The organism is Allorhizobium sp. Av2 (genome assembly GCF_021462805.2).
Classification (GTDB): Bacteria; Pseudomonadota; Alphaproteobacteria; order Rhizobiales; family Rhizobiaceae; genus Allorhizobium; species Allorhizobium vitis_G.
Genome location: NZ_CP192697.1, coordinates 505,340 through 523,118, shown reverse-complemented (window position 1 = coordinate 523,118; position 17,779 = coordinate 505,340). Strand labels below are relative to the sequence as shown.

Below are 17,779 nucleotides of genomic sequence, written 5' to 3'. Positions count from 1 at the left end.
TGCATCGGCCATGAGCGATTTCAGGAATAGGGTGCTGATCGCCAGCGGCTTCCATGCCCCGGTGGTTGGTGAAATCGATGTGCTGACTGATTGCCTGATCGCTATTGATGCGGAGGGCATGATCCTCTCCGTGCAGCGTCCCGGCGATGACGGATATGCATTGACGAAAGCCGAAGCCGACCGCCACGGGCGGCTATCACGCCTGCCTGCGGGCTGCCTGCTCCTGCCGGGGCTGGTGGATTGCCATGTGCATGCGCCACAATATCCGCAGCTTGGCACCGCCCTGGATGTGCCGCTCGAAACCTGGTTGCATGCCCATACCTTTCCGCTCGAAGCACGCTATGCGGACTTAGCCTATGCAAAGCGAGTCTATGGCCTGCTGGTCGATGATCTGCTGGCCAATGGCACGACGACGGCGCTGTATTTCGCCACCATTCACCAGGATGCGACCCGCGTGCTGGTCGATACCTGCCTTGAAAAAGGTCAGCGCGCCCTGATCGGCAAAGTCGCCATGGACAATGCAGAGCAATGCCCGGACTATTACCGGGACGCCTCACCGGATGCGGCTTTGCAGGGAACACAAGCGCTGATCGACTATATCAGCACTCATCCCGACAACACGGCCTCCCGTGTCTGGCCGGTGGTGACGCCACGGTTCATTCCGGCCTGCACGGATGCGACGCTGGAAGGCTTGGGTGCACTGGCCAGAGACTGCGGCTGTCATGTGCAGACCCATTGCTCGGAAAGCGATTGGGAACACGCCTATGTGCTTTCGCGCCACGGCATGACGGATGCGATGAGCCTTGATCGCTTCGGCCTTCTCACCCGCCGCAGCATGCTGGCCCATGCCAACCTGCTGACTGCTGATGATATGGACCTGATCAAGCTGCGACAGGCGGCGGTAGCGCATTGCCCGCTCTCCAATGGCTATTTCGCCGGTGCGGTCTTCCCCCTGCGCGCCGCCCTGGAAAAAGGCATGCATGTCGGGCTGGGCAGCGATATTTCCGGCGGACCGAGCGCCTCGCTTCTGGACAACATGCGCGCCGCCATTCTCGTCTCCCGTATGTTGGAAACCGGCGTCGATCCAGACCTCCCGCCGGACAAGCGCGCAAGCGGTGCCAAGGCCCGCATCGACTTTCGCCACGCCTTCCACATCGCCACCGCTGGCGGCGGCAAGGCTTTGGACCTGCCCATCGGCCAGTTTGCTCCGGGCTATCGCTTCGATGCCATCGTTATTGATCCGCAGGCCGCCCAAGGCACGCTGCGTCTTTCAGATGGCGATGAAACAGCCGAAACCCTACTCCAGAAAATCATCTTTACGGCATCGCGCGCCAATATCTCTGCGGTGTTTGTCGACGGATGCAAGGTGGCCTGATCGGCATGGAAAAGCGGCGGCACAGTTGCCCCTGGAACCGAATGGGCTCTCGATAGTTTAGCCTGCCGTGCGAGCGTCCACCCCGTTTCAATAAGGGATGATGAGAGAGCACGCTCGCCAGTTTTACCCCGGAAAGACAAGAATGCCTGATATCGCCGAACAGGAAGCCGACAAGGAGGCGCAGCCCTCCAACGCCATGTCGGAGGAAGACAAACAGGATATTGGCGAGCGAGGGTCCGGTTCGCCCAAGGTGGTCCATGAAGTCGTTCGTCTGCAAGGCGATGAGGAACTGAGCCGTCCGCTTCAGTCCCTACTTTTTTCGGGCTTCGCTGCTGGCGTGGCTATCTGTGCATCGCTGCTGGCGGAAGCCTTTCTGCAAGTGCGGCTTCCCGACACGCCGTGGCGGGAGTTGGTCGTCTCCCTCGGCTATACCGTCGGCTTCGTGATCGTCATTCTGGGTAACCTGCAACTGTTTACCGAAACGACCGTCACCGCCGTGCTTCCTATCGCCGCCCACCCGACACGTCGCAACCTTATCCGGCTTCTTCGTTTATGGGTGACGGTCCTCGCGGCCAATCTGCTCGGAACATTTTTCATCGCGGTGCTCATGGAGAACCAGCTGATCATCGGCGCGGAACAGCGGGAGGCGATACTGGATATTTCCAGGGCGATCCTCGGGCATGATTTTGCAGCGACATTGCTGCTTGCCACGCCTGCGGGCTTTCTGATTGCCTCGATCGCGTGGATTCTCCCCAATGCCCGCGGCAATGAATTCTGGGTCATCGTGATGATTACCTATACGGTGGCGCTTGGCGGGTTCAGCCATGTCGTCGCCGGGTCCGGGGAAGCATGGCTGCTGATGTTGGCGGGCGAAACAAGCGTCTGGGGCGCTATCGGCGGCTTCATCCTTCCGACGTTGATCGGCAACATCATCGGCGGCACCGGACTGTTCGCCGTTGTTGCCCATTGCCAGGTCCGCGATGAACTCAAGCCGGAATGATGTGGAAAGCAATTTTTAGGCTGGCAGGCGCATTTCGCTTGGAAGGTCCTGGGGAGAAAACAGCGCGTTGTGAAGCTGGTTGAGCGCGATGGCCACCGCGCCAACCAGGGTGGCGCGGGACGCAAGCGTGCTGGCCTCAAGCGAAATGCTACTGCGGGTCGAGGTTGCCAGCGCCTCCTTGACCATGCGGACCATCAACGGATTGCGCCCGACATTGCCGCCGAGAATGATCTTGCCCGGATCCAGCATGGCGTGAACCGAAACCACCAGCAAAGCCGCCAGCCGCGCTGTTTCCTGCACGGTTGCCAGCGCCTTTGTGTCGCCCCTTTCAGCCGCTTCGAGAATATCACGAACGGTGACAGCCCCGTCTCCAGGGTTGCCATAGCGCTCCAGAATGCCACGGGCACCAATCGCGCATTCCAGCGCGCCGCGCTCCAGACTTTCAGAGCTATAGGGATCGGCCCCGAACGGCAGATAGCCGATTTCGCCCGCCGCCCCTTTTGCACCCCGCATCAACTTGCCATTGACGAGGACGCCAAGGCCAATACCGGTTCCCAGCGACACGAAGGCCACCGAATCGAGACCGACGCCGCTGCCTTTCCAGCTTTCGCCGATCACCGCCGCATTGACATCGTTTTCAATGATGACATCGCAGCGAAAAATGCCCTGCAAAGCTTTGATCACATCAAGACTGCCGATTTCAGACAGGTTCGGCGCCAGAGAAAGTCGACCTGTCTCAGGATCGACCACCCCCGGCATGGCCACAGCGGCCAAAAGGACCTTGCTGCGAGAAATTCTCGCCTTTTTAAGCGACGCTTCGACAATGCCGCTGACATAGGCCAGAAGGGCCTCACCCCCATGGTCTCCGGTCGATTTTTCGACTTCCTGGACGATCGTTCCGGCAATGTCGGCAATCGCCACCCGAATGGTCGTTGCACCGATATCCATACCGATGACAAAGCCCGCATCCGGGGCGACTTCATAGGTCACGGCACTGCGCCCAACCTTGCCGGACACGATCCCTTTCACCCGAACCCAGCCCGCCGTCTCAAGCGTGCGAATGACCTCGGACATGGTCTGTTTCGATAACCCGGTCTTTTTTGCCAGATCCGCCCGCGATGTCGGCCCTTGGTGCAGAAGAATATCCATGGCGGCGCGAACGGAGATCTGGCGCAACATGGGTGGCGTGCTCGTCCACAGATTCATCCGCAATCACCTCATCCTATCGACAACAGGCATATTGAAATCGTAACGACGAACATCGCACGACTGGGTCACAGACGCAAATAGTTCGTCCCCGTGACGAATTATCTCATCTTGCCACAATTCGTCCTCACCCCGTTGATACGCGAGAACAAGAGCACGATCAATGCCACCGCAAATTGCCTGAGGAAATTACAACCGGAGCCAGCATAGATTTTTTTATCGCCGCGATCGAGTTCGCCGTGTTCCAGACTTTTCTTGTCTTTCAAGCTTCTTTTGCGCGCAAAAAATCGATAACACTCTATAGATGCTGGATATTTTTGCCACTATCCGATTCCGGTTTCGCTTGTAATATGATAAGAGACACTGGTATTATGAGTTAGAATAGACGTCCGGGAGGGACATGTGACGACCAATACTCTGCCTGCCACAGCACATCTCGATTGGCTTTCCGATCCCAAGGTTTTTGCCGTCGGGCGGCTGTCTGCCCATTCCGATCATATCGTCTATCCCGATGAAGCATCCGCTGCGGCGGGATCTACCTCTCCGCTTCGCCAGAGCCTTGATGGCACCTGGCAGTTCGCCTCCGCCATATCAGCCGCTGAGCGCCCGGCAGGCTTCCATCATCCGGATTTTGACCGAAGCGGATTCGGCGACATTATTGTGCCTGGCGCCATGCAGTTGCAGGGCCATGGCCGCCCGCAATATGTCAACACCCAATACCCCTGGGACGGCCATGAGGCGCTGGCGCTTGGGCAAGCTGCCGAGGCCAACCGGGTCGGCTGCTATGCCCGGACCTTCCGGCTTGACCCGGCCCTTGCTGGACAGCGGATCATTCTGACCTTCGACGGTGTCGAGACCGCCTTCTATGTCTGGCTGAACGGCCGTTTTATCGGCTATGCCGAAGACAGTTTCACGCCCTCACGCTTCGATATTACCGATGCGCTGATCGACGGCGACAACCTGCTGGCCGTCGAGGTCTATCACCGCTCTTCCGGTGCCTGGCTCGAAGATCAGGATTTCTGGCGTCTGTCGGGCATCATGCGGCCCGTCCGCCTGGAAGCCTGGCCGAAGCTGCATATCCGCGATCTGTTCGTCACCACAGATCTTGCCGATGATTTCAACAGTGGTTCCCTGCGCTTGCGGCTGGCCCTCGACCTGCCGGGTGCAGAGACGGCCAGCCTTGCAGTGACACTCTACGATCCCAAGGGTGAAGCCGTCCTAACAATGTCCCTCGATGCCGCAGCCGAGATGGATATTGCCCTGCCCGTCACCGCCCCGCATCTGTGGAGCGCCGAGACGCCGCATCTCTATCGCCTGCTGCTGGTCCTGAAAGACAGCAACGGCGCAACGGTCGAGGCCGTGCCGCAGCCGATCGGCTTCCGCCGGTTTGAAATGCGCGATGGGGTGATGCGCCTCAATGGCCAGCGGATCGTGTTCCGTGGCATCAACAGGCATGATTTCCATCCACGCCGTGGACGCGCGTTGACGGTTGAGGACATGCTCTGGGATGTGCTGTTCTTCAAGCGCAACAATATCAATGCGGTGCGCACCAGCCATTATCCAAACCGCAGCGAGTTCTACGCGCTCTGCGACCAGCACGGCCTCTATGTGATCGACGAGGCCAATCTTGAAACCCATGGCACATGGTCGGTCGAGACCCTGGACCCGGACAAAGTCCTGCCCGGCGACCGTGACGAATGGCGGCCCGCCGTGCTCGACCGTGCCGCCAATATGCTGGAGCGCGACAAGAACCATCCTTGCGTGCTGATCTGGTCCTGCGGCAATGAGAGCTATGGCGGCAGCGTGATTGCCGATATGGCCGATTGGTTTAGGGACCGCGACCCCTCCCGCCTCGTTCATTACGAAGGCGTGTTCCACGACCGCCGCTTCGATGCGCGTTCCAGCGACATGGAAAGCCGCATGTATGCGCGCCCGCAGGACATCGAGGATTATCTGCGCAGCAATCCGTCCAAGCCTTTTGTGTCCTGCGAATATACCCATGCGATGGGCAATTCCTGCGGCGGGATGCATCTCTATACCGACCTTACCTATCGCTATGAGCAGTGCCAGGGCGGCTTTATCTGGGAATATATCGAACAGGCCCTCTACGGCACCCGCCCGGATGGCAGTGAAGGCCTGCTGTTTGGCGGCGATTTTGGCGACAGGCCAACCGATTACAGCTTCTGCTGCGACGGCATTATCACCGCTGACCGGCAATTGACCCCGAAAGTCCAGGAAATCAAGGCGCTTTACCAGCCTGTCCGTTTGATCCCGGACGCGCACGGCGTCAAAGTGATCAATGACAACCTGTTCTTGAACCTCGACGCTTTCTATCTGTACTATCACCTGCTGAAGGATGGTGTCGCGGTGGCCGAAGGGCGGGCCGATATTGCGCTTGCGGCCCAGGAACAGACCTATCTGCGGCTGTCCGTGCCTGTCACGCAACAGCCGGGCGAATATGCCCTGCAATGCTCGCTGCGCGAACGCCATGACCGCGCCTGGGCTCCGGCTGACCACGAAGTGGCGTTTGGCGAGCATGTCTGGACGGTCGCAGGCGAAAAGCCAAGCCCGGTTTCCCGTCCACTCACCCGCGCCGAAGGCAGCTATAATCTCGGCATTTCCGATGGCCACAGCCGGACCTTGTTCTGCCGGCGCTTTGGCGGACCGGTATCACTGGTCAATACGGCGGGTGTGGAATTCCTGGAACGGCCGCCGCTGCCGATCTTCTGGCGCGCGCCAACCGACAATGACCGGGGTGCAGGCTTCGGCTTCAAGTTCGGCAGCTGGCGTCGGGCAAGCCTCGACCAGAAGCAGGCTTCCTATGCCTATCGTGACACCGGGGCCGATTATCGCTTTGCCCTGCCTGACAGCAGCATGCAGGCCACGGTGTCCTACCGCTATGAGGAGGATGGCGCCATTGCCGTCACCGCCCATTGGCCGGGCGATGCCAGCCTGCCGTCGCTGCCGCTGTTCGGCCTGACGATTCCCATGCCAGCAAGTTTCGACCGCTTCCGCTATTATGGACTTGGACCGGAGGAAAATCACATCGACCGCGTCCATGGCGCACGGCTTGGCATTTACGAGCGCGCGGTGGCCGACAATGTCACACCCTACGTCATCCCGCAGGAATCCGGCAACCGAACCGGCGTGCGCTGGGCCGATCTGTTCGACGCTGACGGCAACAGGCTGCGCTTCGAGGCGGTGGATATGCCGTTCGAGCTGGGCGTTTCGCCTTATACGGCGTTCCAGCTGGAAGCCGCAGCCCGTCCCTATGACCTACCGCTAGCCAATCGCACCATTGTCACGTTGATGGCCCGGCAGATGGGCGTCGGTGGTGACGATAGCTGGGGCGCGCTGCCTCATCCTCAATACATGATCGAGCCGGGTGAGCCTTTGACGCTCACATTCCGGATGAGAGTGATGGGGTGAGAAAGGGCAATTCGATCTCCCGATAGGATGGCAACACTGCCTCGCTGACCCTGCCTGCCCGCACGATCACCCGGTCGGTTTGCGGGCGGGCAATGACCTGGTCCATGGTCCAGGCCTCAAAGATCATCAGATCGGCCGGACGCCCAGCGCCGATGGTTCCAGCGGAAAGGCCTGTCATCGCGGCGGGTTGGGTGGTCGCCAGTGCGACGGCATCGTCATAGGGATGGTCGAGATGCAGAATGCGCACCGATTGGCGCCAGGTATCCACCATATCATGATCGCCATAGGCAAAAAACGGGTCGCGGCAATTGTCACCAGCGACCGCGACGCGGATACCGGCAGCGCGTAACTCCTTGACCGGCGTCACACCCCGCCAGCGCGGCGTTACGCCCGGAGCCCGGCCCTGCAAATACATATTGACGGTCGGAAGCGTGACGATGGACAGTCCGGCATCGACCAGAAGTGCAATCCGCTCGCGGACTTCCGCCTCACTGAACAAAGCCAGCGAACAGCAATGGCCGCAGGTGACGCGGCCCTCGTAACCGTGGCGGATGGCAGCGCGGGCCACATGCGGCAAGGCATCGGCCTTTTCGGCTTCGTCCACATGCAGGTCGATATCGAGATCCCGCTCGCGGGCCAGCAGAAACAGACTGTCAAGCAAAGCATCGATGTCATCAAGCCCAGTGCCATTTTTCCCGATACCATGGGTGCCGCCTGAGGCGCGGGTCACTCCACCCAACAGCCCCCCCTGACGCACAACCAGGTTGGCAAGCTGCTTTCCATGGTCGGTGCGATAGGCATCCAGCGGCACAAGGCCGACCGCCTGCAATGCAATGCGCCCCGACCAACGGGCCTGCACCTCATCAAATGCCGCCCAGGTGGTTTCCGCCTGCCCCGCATGACTATCGAGATGGGTGCGGAGTGCGGCAACGCCGTGAGCATCCGCGCAGGCGAGGCCAAATTCCATACGCCGGACCAGATCGTCGTGGCGCCAATGGGCCTGCCGGTCGGCTGTCGTTGCCGCGCGGGCGCTGGGATGCGTGCCATCGGAGGCTGGTGCCCGGCTGATCGTATGGCCCTTGTCGAGATGAACATGCATGTCGATCATCAACGGCCAGAGATGGCGACCTTCCAGATCAATGCCATCGCCGGTCACGCCGCTTGCCGCTGGCAACACGGCGGCAACACGTCCGTCATCCAGCAGGATATCGACCAGAGCACAGCCGTCGCGGTCGAGAGTGCTGCCCGGCGGCAAGCCATCGGAAAGACAGGCCGTTGGCACGCGGGCCTGGCGGATAACAATGCGGCCATGGCCGGTGAAGCTGGAACGCGCCAGCGCGCGGACGGAATTGTCAATCATGATCGATCTCGATAGGGCATAAGCCGAATTTCAATGTATGGGAGGCGGCAAAGTCATCGAACAGCGCCGTCAGCGGCTGTCTTCCACCATGCTTAGCCGTTCCTGGGCGTAGTGCATGAAATGGCTGGCAGCAGGCGAGAGAGAACCGCGCGCCCGGTGAAGAATGTTCAGCCTTTGCAGTCCGGCAGACCCGGTCAGGGGAAGGAAGACCAGTTCCCCGCTTTGCAGTTCGCGGTCCACATCGACGCGGTTGAGAAAGGTGACATGCGGTGCGCCATGCACCAGCCGCTTCATCAGTTCCATGGAATTGGTCTCGACAACAGGCATCAATTGGGCCTGGGCTGGTGTCAGGTTCTCAACCACCTCCCGCAGCGACAAGGTCTTATCGGCCAGCACCAGCGGATAGATCAGGCAATCGGCAATCCGCACCGTCTTGCGCGCCGCCAACGGATGGTCGGGCGCAACCACAGCGCCAAGCGGATGCATGAATTCAGCGGCGCGCTGCAAACGGTTATCCTCCGGCAGATTATAGGCCAGCGCCAGATCGGCGGCCCCTGAAGCGACCATATCGCAAACCGCTGAGCGATCCCCGACCTTGATGCGCAAGCTGACCTGCGGAATGTCGGCGCGGTAGGCGGCAATGATGTCGGCAAGCCTGCCCGCCGCCAGCGTCGCCATGGTGGCAATCACCACCTCGCCACGGCTGAGGCCACGCAGGGCCTTGATCTGCACCCGCATCGTATCATGCGCTTTCAGCGTCTCGCGGATATGGGCAATCAGGATTTCGCCCGAACTGGTCAGCTTCAACCCACGCGACAATCGCTCGAAAATCGGCGCATCCAACTCCTGTTCCAGGTCAAGGATATAGCGATTGATGGCGGAGGCGGCGACATTCAGGGTCTTTGCCGCCTTGCGGATCGAACCCTGTCGGGCGACTTCGTCGATATAGCGCAAAGCGCGGCCATGAAGCATCAGCGTTCCCGTCGCAGAACAGGGGCGTTTGCCCCTGTCCGCTGTCTGTCTGGCCACGATGGCATCATGGCTCGCCGGGTTCAACATCATTTCCGGGCAAAGTTGGCGTTGATGCGCTGCGTCAGGTAATCACCGGCGGTGATCGCCTCATATTTGCCAAGCGGACCCTGCATGACCGCGTCTCGATTGGCCTGGCAGAAGAAGGGAAGCGACAGGCGGCGGCCCAGATATTCGCCCGGACGCGGCATGCGAACGCGATGAAGCGTGGATTGCAACTGATCGTCAGACCAGCGCATCAGCATGTCGCCGATATTGCAGGTGATATAGCCGTTTTTCGGCGGCACATCCGTCCACTCGCCGGAGGCCGCATCCTTGCCGGGGCAGACCTGCAAACCGCCCTCGCCTTCCTTCTGGTGCAGGATGGTCAGGCAATCGAAATCGGAATGGGCACCGGCCCGCCAGAACTCGAAATCCTCCGGCTTGGCATTTTCCATCGACATGTAATGGATCAGCCGCTGCGTCGATTGGTACTCACCGGAGGCCGGATCATGCGCCTTGGTGAAGAAGTCCTCGGCAAAGCCCATTTTGAGGGCAAAGCAGGAGAGAATGCGCATGCCAAGTTCCCAATTCTGCCGCTCGAAGCGCAGCATTTTCTTCTTGAAATCAGGCAGCTCTTCTTCACTCGGCCACAGTCCACCCATCATCGGGCGGGTAATCTGATAGCTTTCCTTGTTGTCAGGCGTGCCGGTGGAAGGGCGCACCTGCGCCTTGAATTCCCATCCGGCATTGGTTCCCTTGGGCATCGGATACTGGGCTTTGACCTCGGCTGGCAATTCGAAGAAGGACCAGGCGGTCTCAAAAGCCGCGTCGATATCCTGCTGCGGAATGCCGTGGTTATAGACCTGGAAAAACCCGATACCAACAGAGGCCTCCCACAATTGATCGGCGATCTCTGCCTTGCGATTGTCGAAATCGGCGAGATCAATGACAGGCACATCGCGCTCGACGGTTTTACCGATGCCGCCAATTGTGGTTTCCTTGTTCAATTCGGCAAGGCTGTAGCTTTGCATGGTCATGGCAGTCTCCTTGAGGTTGGGCCGGATACCGGCCGTTGAGGAGCAATGTCCGGGCATGCCCGACTGCTTCTACTCCGAAAAGAACGGGGAGATTTTCATCCCCCCGGCAAAAGGGTCAGCTGGTCTTCGGCAGGCTCCACGGAAACAACAGTTTCTGCACGAGCAGCACTACCTGAAACAGGATGAGCGACAAGGCCGCCAGCACGAACAAACCGGCCCAGGCCTGGGGCAGTTTGAACAGCGATGTCGAAAACTGGATGAAATAGCCCACCCCCGCTTCAGACGCGCAGAATTCCGCAACCACCGCGCCAATCACCGCCAGCGTGATCGATATTTTCAGCGCCGAAAAGATGTAAGGCACCGCAAAGGGTAACCTGATCTGGGTAATTTCGCGAAAGGCGGGCGCCCGCAGGCTTCTGGACAGTTCGATCAGTTCCGGCGGCGTCGCGGCAAGCCCGGTCGCCGTCGAGACAACCAGCGGAAAGAAGGTGATGAGACAGGTGATCACCACCCGTGGCGCATCGCCCGCCCCCAGCACGACGATGATGATCGGTGCCACCGCCACGACCGGCGTTGACTGGATGACGACCAGCAGCGGATAGAGCGTCTTTGACAAAAGCGGCGAGCGCATCATGACAATGGCCAGCGGAATGGCGATGGCAATCGACAACACATAGCCAATCATCGCCACCCGCAGCGTCGCCCAGAGATGCAGGCTCCAACGGTCAAACCCGATGGACGAAAACGCATTGAAGATCGACGATGGCGACGGCAGGAGATAGGACGGAACGGCAAATAGCCGCACGGCCAGCTCCCAAAACAGAATGACGCCCGCCAGCGAAACAAGCGCTGCAAGGCCCGGCAGGCCCATGAGCTTGGAAACCGTATTGCGCAACGGCAGGCGCTGGCGGGTTACAGCCACCGGCTCAGGCCGCCTGTCGCTTGAGGAGGAGGTCGCGGAGATAAGCGGTAAGGTCATGAATGGCTTTCTCGTTGGCTGTTTCGGGACCACGCGGCCGACCGACTGGCACGGCAATATCGGTCAGCACCGTGCCGGGACGGCCGGTCATCACCAGCACGCGGTCGGCCAGCAGCGCCGCCTCGTTGACGGAATGGGTAATGAACACCACCGTCTTCGGACGCTGCGTGAAAATCCGCAGCAGATCAAAGCCCATCACTTCGCGGGTCAGCGCATCAAGCGCCGAAAACGGTTCGTCCATCAAAAGGATATCCGGGTCCATCAGCAAGGCCCGGGCAATGCCAACCCGCTGCTGCATGCCACCCGACAATTCGTCTGGAAGCCGGGAGGCGAAACCCTCCAGACCCACCATCCGCAACAATTCGCCTGCCCGCTGCCGCTCCTCTGCACTCACCCTGCCGCGCTTGTGGCGGGCCGGGAACAGCACATTGTCCTCGACGGTCGCCCAGGGCAGCAGTGTCGGCTTTTGGAAAACGATGCCAATATCGTCGCGTGGTTCGGTCACCGGATGGCCGAACACCTGGAGCGAACCGCTGCTGGGTGCCAGAAGCCCGGCAATCATCCGCAGCAAGGTGGATTTGCCGCAGCCGGAGGGGCCGAGAATGGCCAGGAATTCGTGCCGCGCCACCTCGAAGCTGACATCGCGCAGCGCTTCCGTCTGTCCTGAGCGGGTCGAAAATACCTGACCAAGCCGGTCAAAGCGGATTGCGGGTATCGTCATGCTCTTCACTCCGTTGGAATGAAGCTGCGGTTAACCACGGTTTCCGGGTCAAGCTTGGCCGGATCGATGGCTTGAGCGGCGGCAACCCGACGCCAGGTCTCGGTCAAACGCTTAGGCTCGAACACGCCCAACCCATCCTTATCCGTGACCTCGTTGAAGATCAGCGGCAGCGTGTCATTGATCGATCCCTTGACGTCTTCAGAACCCAGTTCCGGCACGACACTGGTGACGGAGGTGACGGCGGCATCGGGATTGGCGCGGGTGAATTGCACCGACTTCTTGTAGGCGTCGATGAAACGTTTGGCGACATCCGGCCGCTTGGCCAGGAAATCCTCACTGGCAATCAAAGAGGCCGAATAAAGCTCAAGCCCGGCAGCCGACCACGGCAGCGCGACGATTTCCTTGCCGGCCTGGCGGGCCTGGTTGGAATAGCGGGTGAAATCCGTCATCCAGGCAATGATCCCATCGGCATTGCCGGTCATCAGCATCGGACCGAGCGCGCCGGGATCGGCCTTGATCAGCTTGATCGCGGACGGATCGATGGACTGGTCCTTCAGCACCAGCGGCAGATAGACATTGGACGAGGTAAACGGCGATGTGGCAATGGTCTTGCCCTTGACGTCGGCGACAGTGGCTATTGAGCCGCCCTTGATCACATAGAAGGCGTGCGGTCCCTTGTTGAACACCGACAGAACGCCAACAACCTTCACCCCTTCATTGGCACGAGCCGCCATCAAGGCGCCGATATCCGAAACACCGATATCGGAAGAACCCGCCGCCAGTTTCGAAATCGCCTCGGTCGAGCCTCGGCCCGAGGCAATGGTGACATCCAGCCCCGCGTCCCGACAGAAGCCCTGATGGATGCAGACATAAATCGGCGCTTTGTCGCCGCCCGGCAGCCAATCCAGCTGAAACGTAACCTTGTCGGCGGCAAGGGCAGTCCCGGAAAAAAGGCCAAGGGTGAACAGCGTGGACGCAAGCTTACGACGAAACATGGGACATTTCTCCAAGGCTCAGTGTTCGATTTTCAAGGACGGCTGACGGGGGGAAAGCATGAACCTGGCAGGCGTGCGGTGGCGCACCCCGCGTCCAGAAGACAGGGTTGTGACGGTGGTTTTTCGACAATTGGTGACAAGAATAGCGGCATGAAAGCATCTCTTCGACAGGGTTCACCGTCGAGCAATGCCCAGAGCGTCAGGCTCAGACCGCTTCTACTCGCGTCCAAACCATTTCATGCAAGCGTGCATTCTGCAAGAGTTTTAAACAATGCATAATTTTGCATATAAAATAGGCGAAACTCAGTTTCGCGGCGTGTAGCCTTCAAAACTGAAAGGCCCCGATCCTTATATTTCAACAGCCTGCGGCACGAACTTGCCGCAAGCAAAGAATCGGCGTCGGTCAAAAAATAAGCGCTCTAATAATTAGAACATAACAAGCGGAAAATTCTTATCGCGCGCCCTCGAAATCCAACCGCAAACCGGTCTGCGCATCGTAAAGATGCACGGTCTTCGGATCGATCCCGACACCCAGCCGATCGCCGGAGCGCAGGCCACGCCCGCCTGAAACGACAATGGTCAGTTCCGGGTCGGTTTTGGTCGTCACATAGGTTGACGACCCCGTCGATTCCACCAGGGCCACCTCGACGTCGAATGCGCCTTGCCCGGATGGTACCAGCGACAGGTGCTCCGGCCGCAGGCCAAGGGTCAGGGGCTGGCCTGGCGCAAGGCCAGCTGTCATTCCGGCTGCAAATCTCAGTATCTCCGTTTTCCCGAAGAAATCGAGCTCCAGACCAAGCCCATCCGACGACACGCGCGCAGGAATGAAATTCATCGCCGGGGAACCGATGAAACCGGCAACGAAGCGATTTGCAGGCCGGTCGTAAAGATCCAGGGGCCGCCCCTGCTGCTCGATCACGCCATCGCGCATCACCACGACATGATCGGCCATAGTCATCGCCTCAACCTGATCGTGGGTGACATAGACGGAGGTCGCCTTCAACCGGTCGTGCAGCAGCCGGATCTCTTTTCGCATATGCACCCGCAGCGAGGCGTCGAGATTGGACAGCGGCTCATCGAACAGGAAGGCCTTGGGATTGCGGATGATCGCTCGGCTCATGGCAACGCGCTGGCGCTGACCGCCGGACAATTCACGTGGATAGCGCTTCAACAGCGGCATCAGCCCGGTTGTTGTCGCCACCGCCTCGGCGGCCTTACGCGCCTCTGCCTTGCCCACCCCCTTGATGCGCAAGCTATAGGTTAGATTTTCCTCGACCGTCATATGCGGATAGAGCGCGTAGGACTGAAACACCATGGCAATGTCGCGCTTGCGCGGCGGCACATTGGTCATCAGGTTGCCGGCAATCTTCATTTCACCGGCGGAAATCTTCTCCAATCCGGCCAGCGACCGCAACAGCGTAGACTTGCCGCAACCGGAAGGGCCGACCAGGGCGACGAAACTGCCCTTTTCAATGGCAAGATTGATATTCTTCAGGGCATGGAACGCGCCGTAATGCTTGTTGACGCCGTTCAATTCGATCTGGATGGTCATTTCAGGGCTCCCGAAGTGAGGCCGGAGACGATGCGGCGCTGTAAAAGAACGAAAATGGCGAGGATCGGCGTCACATAGATCGAGGCATAGGCCATGATCCCGTTCCATTCATTGGTATTGGGACCCATGAAACTGTTCAGCCCGACGCTGGCCGGTTGCAGGTCCACCGATTGGATCATTGATTTGGAATAGACGAATTCGCCAAAGGCCTGCATGAAGATCAGGATGGCGCTGACCAGAATGCCATTGCGGGCCAGCGGCAGGACGATGCTGAAAAACGCCCCGATCCGCGAATTGCCATCGACCATGGCCGCTTCTTCCAGCTCGATCGGCACCGTCATGAAGCTGGAGCGCACCAGAACCACGAAGAACGGCATGCTTTTCGCCGCCACCGCCAGCATCACGGCAAAGCGCGGCGTGTTCAGCAGGCCAAGCTGCGAAAAGCCGACGAAGATCGGGGTAATCATCAGCGAGGCCGGAAGAACCTGGAGCATCAGGATCAGAAACAGCCCGGCATCGACCCAGCCATTGCGATAGCGCGCCAGCACATAGGCGCAGCCGGTGCCGAGAATGCAGATGATGCTGACCGAACCCAAGGCGATCACGGTCGAATTCCACAGATATCGCCCCATATCGCGGCTTTGCCAGACATCAGCATAGACGCCCCATTGCGGATCGTCAGGCCAGAAATGCGGTGGGGTGGCAAACATTGCCGAGCCGGTTTTCAGTGCCGTGACATACATCCAGTAGAGCGGGAAGAGATAGATCGCCGCCATGACGAGGGCGATGGCAAGCATCAGACGGTTACGAACAGTTTCGCTCATCCGCGCACCTCATGACGTGTAGAACGGACATAGACGAGCGATGCCAGAAGCACGAAGACGGTCATGATCACCGAAACCGTCGCCCCCTTGGCAAAGTCATATTGCCGGAAAGACAGGTCCCAAGCCCAATATTGCGCCACATTCGAAGCATTCGCCGGTCCGCCGGAGGTGATGGCGGCAAACAGGTCGAATTGCTGCAAGGTAAAGATCAATCCCAGCGACACCAGCGCGCCGATGGACGAGCGCATCATCGGCAAAGTGATGGTGTAGAACCGTTGCAGCACGGTCGCGCCATCCAGTTGCGCTGCCTCATACAGATCCTTGGGGATGCCTGAAAGGCCAACGGACAGCAGGATCATGTTGAAGGACGTGCCCAGCCAGACATTGGCGATAATCACCGCCCATAGCGCATAGGCCGGATCGGACCGCCAGAAGATATTGGCGCTGATTAACCCGGTTTCGCGCAGCATATAATTGAACACGCCGAAATCGCCTGAGAGTATCCAGTTCCAGGTCGCACCGACGACGAGGCCGGGCATGATCCACGACACCAGAAACAGGCCGCGCAGCCAGGAGGAACCGGGAAATCCCACCCCGAAAAACAGCGCCAGACCAAAACCCAGAAGGAATTGCCCGGCAATCGATGCCACAACGAAAATCGCCGTATTGGTGAATATGGGCAGCGTTTCCGGTTGCGCCATCAGGTCGATATAGTTCTGAAAACCGACAAAGGGACGGGAAAAGGTTCCAAGGCTGAACATGTCAACCTCCTGAAAGCTCATCACGATATTATAGATCAACGGCAGACCCGACATGACCAGAAGAAAGGCCAGTGGCACCCCGGCCAGACCGAAGTCGAAGCCACGCCCGTCGACAATACTCGACATGATCCGTTTCATGAGACCTCTTTCTCCATTCAGAGCGCCGTCCAGGGGCCGCATTCTCCCAGGAGAAATGCAGCCCTGGCCGGGAGGAAAGGGTAGCCATGCCACGCGCATTGACGGCGCATGACGTGATTGCGGGATGGTGTCGACGTTCAGCCCAGGGCGGCTTTGATCTTTTTCTGCGCCTGGTCCAGCGCATCCTTGGGCGTCATCTGGCCGGTCAATGCCGCCTGAATGGCATCCTGGATTGCCTTGGAGATTTTTGACCAGGCCGGATGCGGCCCGCGCGGCTTGGCATATTTCATCTGTTCGAGAAACACTTGCAGCGCCGCATCCTTCAAAGGCGAACCCGATGGTGGAATAGCGATGTCGGAACGGGCTGGCAGCTGTCCGAAATTCTTGAACATATCCTTGTCCTGGGAAGCAAAGAATTCCAGCGCCTTGAAGGCTTCCGCCGGGTGCTTGGTGCTGGAAAAGATCGCCCAGTTGAAATCACCCATGCCGGAAGACCGTTCAGCGCCGGGGCTCGGCACCGGAAGCAGGGCGACGCCCCAGTCGAATTTGGCTTCCTTCAGCATGCGGTCGAGTTCCCACGGCCCCGAAATCGCCATGGCGGCATTGCCGGAATTAAACGTGCCGGTCGAATCCCACTGGCCGCGGGTCAGCGTATCCGGCGAGGCCAGTTTTTCGGTCATGATGGTTTTCCAGGTCTCCAGCGCCTTTACCGCGCCCGGAGCATTGATATGGTCATAGCCGCCGCCGCCCATCTGCGCCCAGGGCAGGAACTGGAACGTTCCCTCTTCACTGGCCTTGGCGGAAAAAGCCAGGCCGTAGACGTTCTTGGCCGGGTCGTTCAGCTTGCGGGCAGCGGCCAGAAGTTCGTCCCAGGTCTGCGGCGGCTTGAGTGGATCGAGACCCTTAGCCTTGAACATGTCGCGGTTATAGTAAAGCGCGATGGTGTTGGTGGCTTTCGGCACGCCGAAATAGCGCTCCTTCCAGGTCACAGACGCAAGCGGTCCCGGAAAATAGTTCTGTGGCTTGATCACATCCGACTTGGCGATCATGTCGGTAAGATCGAGGAAAGCGCCCCGCGAGGCAAACAGCGCATGTTCCGGATTATCGACGGCGATAATGTCAGGTGCCTGTCCGGTTGAATAGGCGCGCATCGCTTCCGTTACGACATCGTCGAACTGGAGGAGCCGATACTCGATCTTGATGCCATTGTTGAGCGCGTTGAATTGCTTGACCAGATTGGGCGCAGGCTGGATATCCTTGTCGAGCGACCAGAGATTGAGTGTCACGTCGTCCGCCCGGGCGGTCGATGCAAGCGGGCAAGCCGCGGCAAGAGCCAGCACAGCGATCAAGGCACGTCTGTTGATGATCATGGGTTTCCTCCTCCGTTTCTA

At 59.4% G+C, this 17,779-nt stretch carries 14 protein-coding genes; 3 read left to right on the top strand and 11 right to left on the bottom strand.

Annotated elements, in window-relative coordinates; genetic code table 11:
* Window positions 1-10: 10 nt before the first annotated feature.
* Window positions 11-1,375, top strand: a complete 1,365-nt coding sequence (gene guaD, locus FS819_RS20295) for a guanine deaminase (protein ID WP_156547392.1) — start codon at window positions 11-13, stop codon at window positions 1,373-1,375.
* Window positions 1,376-1,517: 142 nt separating this feature from the next.
* Window positions 1,518-2,375: a formate/nitrite transporter family protein gene (locus FS819_RS20290; protein WP_234624463.1), complete on the top strand. Its 858-nt coding sequence runs from the start codon at window positions 1,518-1,520 to the stop codon at window positions 2,373-2,375.
* A 15-nt stretch (window positions 2,376-2,390) separates the two neighbouring features.
* Here FS819_RS20290 and FS819_RS20285 read toward each other — a convergent pair whose 3' ends face one another.
* Window positions 2,391-3,581, bottom strand: a complete 1,191-nt coding sequence (locus tag FS819_RS20285; protein ID WP_156547391.1) for an ROK family transcriptional regulator — start codon at window positions 3,579-3,581, stop codon at window positions 2,391-2,393.
* A gap of 402 nt (window positions 3,582-3,983) precedes the next feature.
* Between FS819_RS20285 and lacZ the strand changes: the two genes are divergently transcribed.
* A complete protein-coding gene (lacZ, locus tag FS819_RS20280) occupies window positions 3,984-7,010 on the top strand; it encodes a beta-galactosidase, LacZ type (protein WP_197434027.1) in 3,027 nt (1,008 codons plus the stop codon).
* Here the strand turns inward: lacZ and FS819_RS20275 are convergent.
* The 10 genes from FS819_RS20275 to FS819_RS20230 all read right to left on the bottom strand — a co-directional run bounded on the left by FS819_RS20275 (window position 6,982) and on the right by FS819_RS20230 (window position 17,758).
* Window positions 6,982-8,370: a cytosine deaminase gene (locus tag FS819_RS20275; RefSeq protein ID WP_156547390.1), complete on the bottom strand. Its 1,389-nt coding sequence runs from the start codon at window positions 8,368-8,370 to the stop codon at window positions 6,982-6,984. The two genes, lacZ and FS819_RS20275, sit on opposite strands and share 29 nt — an antisense overlap.
* A 69-nt stretch (window positions 8,371-8,439) precedes the next feature.
* A complete protein-coding gene (locus tag FS819_RS20270; protein ID WP_156547564.1) occupies window positions 8,440-9,342 on the bottom strand; it encodes a LysR family transcriptional regulator in 903 nt (300 codons plus the stop codon).
* Between the two features lie 86 nt (window positions 9,343-9,428).
* Window positions 9,429-10,412, bottom strand: coding sequence for an isopenicillin N synthase family dioxygenase (locus FS819_RS20265; RefSeq protein ID WP_409050026.1), 984 nt, complete (start codon window positions 10,410-10,412; stop codon window positions 9,429-9,431).
* 121 nt (window positions 10,413-10,533) lie between these two features.
* Window positions 10,534-11,289, bottom strand: coding sequence for an ABC transporter permease (locus tag FS819_RS20260; RefSeq protein WP_156547563.1), 756 nt, complete (start codon window positions 11,287-11,289; stop codon window positions 10,534-10,536).
* 55 nt (window positions 11,290-11,344) lie between these two features.
* Window positions 11,345-12,118: an ABC transporter ATP-binding protein gene (locus FS819_RS20255; protein WP_156547388.1), complete on the bottom strand. Its 774-nt coding sequence runs from the start codon at window positions 12,116-12,118 to the stop codon at window positions 11,345-11,347.
* Between the two features lie 5 nt (window positions 12,119-12,123).
* The gene (locus FS819_RS20250) at window positions 12,124-13,113 is read right to left on the bottom strand and encodes an ABC transporter substrate-binding protein (RefSeq protein WP_156532604.1); all 990 of its coding nucleotides are present in this window, start codon (window positions 13,111-13,113) and stop codon (window positions 12,124-12,126) included.
* Window positions 13,114-13,564: 451 nt separating this feature from the next.
* On the bottom strand, window positions 13,565-14,665 hold the full coding sequence (locus tag FS819_RS20245; RefSeq protein WP_156547387.1) for an ABC transporter ATP-binding protein: 1,101 nt from the start codon (window positions 14,663-14,665) through the stop codon (window positions 13,565-13,567).
* On the bottom strand, window positions 14,662-15,489 hold the full coding sequence (locus tag FS819_RS20240; RefSeq protein WP_060717286.1) for a carbohydrate ABC transporter permease: 828 nt from the start codon (window positions 15,487-15,489) through the stop codon (window positions 14,662-14,664). Before FS819_RS20240 ends, FS819_RS20245 begins: the two co-directional genes overlap by 4 nt.
* Entirely contained in the window at window positions 15,486-16,388 is a 903-nt protein-coding gene (locus tag FS819_RS20235) for a carbohydrate ABC transporter permease (RefSeq protein WP_071205699.1), read from the bottom strand. The genes FS819_RS20240 and FS819_RS20235 overlap by 4 nt, the downstream gene beginning before the upstream one ends.
* Window positions 16,389-16,525: 137 nt before the next feature.
* Window positions 16,526-17,758, bottom strand: a complete 1,233-nt coding sequence (locus tag FS819_RS20230) for an ABC transporter substrate-binding protein (protein WP_156547386.1) — start codon at window positions 17,756-17,758, stop codon at window positions 16,526-16,528.
* Window positions 17,759-17,779 lie beyond the last annotated feature (21 nt).

Bases quoted from the DNA above. Each gene is read 5' to 3' on its own strand.
- FS819_RS20240 (WP_060717286.1), bottom strand. From the start codon at position 15,489: ATGAGCGAAACTGTTCGTAACCGTCTGATGCTTGCCATCGCCCTCGTC.
- FS819_RS20265 (WP_409050026.1), bottom strand. From the start codon at position 10,412: ATGCAAAGCTACAGCCTTGCCGAATTGAACAAGGAAACCACAATTGGC.
- FS819_RS20285 (WP_156547391.1), bottom strand. From the start codon at position 3,581: ATGAATCTGTGGACGAGCACGCCACCCATGTTGCGCCAGATCTCCGTT.
- FS819_RS20270 (WP_156547564.1), bottom strand. From the start codon at position 9,342: ATGCTTCATGGCCGCGCTTTGCGCTATATCGACGAAGTCGCCCGACAG.
- FS819_RS20230 (WP_156547386.1), bottom strand. From the start codon at position 17,758: ATGATCATCAACAGACGTGCCTTGATCGCTGTGCTGGCTCTTGCCGCG.
- FS819_RS20250 (WP_156532604.1), bottom strand. From the start codon at position 13,113: ATGTTTCGTCGTAAGCTTGCGTCCACGCTGTTCACCCTTGGCCTTTTT.
- FS819_RS20245 (WP_156547387.1), bottom strand. From the start codon at position 14,665: ATGACCATCCAGATCGAATTGAACGGCGTCAACAAGCATTACGGCGCG.
- FS819_RS20275 (WP_156547390.1), bottom strand. From the start codon at position 8,370: ATGATTGACAATTCCGTCCGCGCGCTGGCGCGTTCCAGCTTCACCGGC.
- FS819_RS20290 (WP_234624463.1), top strand. From the start codon at position 1,518: ATGCCTGATATCGCCGAACAGGAAGCCGACAAGGAGGCGCAGCCCTCC.
- FS819_RS20235 (WP_071205699.1), bottom strand. From the start codon at position 16,388: ATGAAACGGATCATGTCGAGTATTGTCGACGGGCGTGGCTTCGACTTC.
- FS819_RS20260 (WP_156547563.1), bottom strand. From the start codon at position 11,289: ATGGGCCTGCCGGGCCTTGCAGCGCTTGTTTCGCTGGCGGGCGTCATT.
- guaD (WP_156547392.1), top strand. From the start codon at position 11: ATGAGCGATTTCAGGAATAGGGTGCTGATCGCCAGCGGCTTCCATGCC.
- FS819_RS20255 (WP_156547388.1), bottom strand. From the start codon at position 12,118: ATGACGATACCCGCAATCCGCTTTGACCGGCTTGGTCAGGTATTTTCG.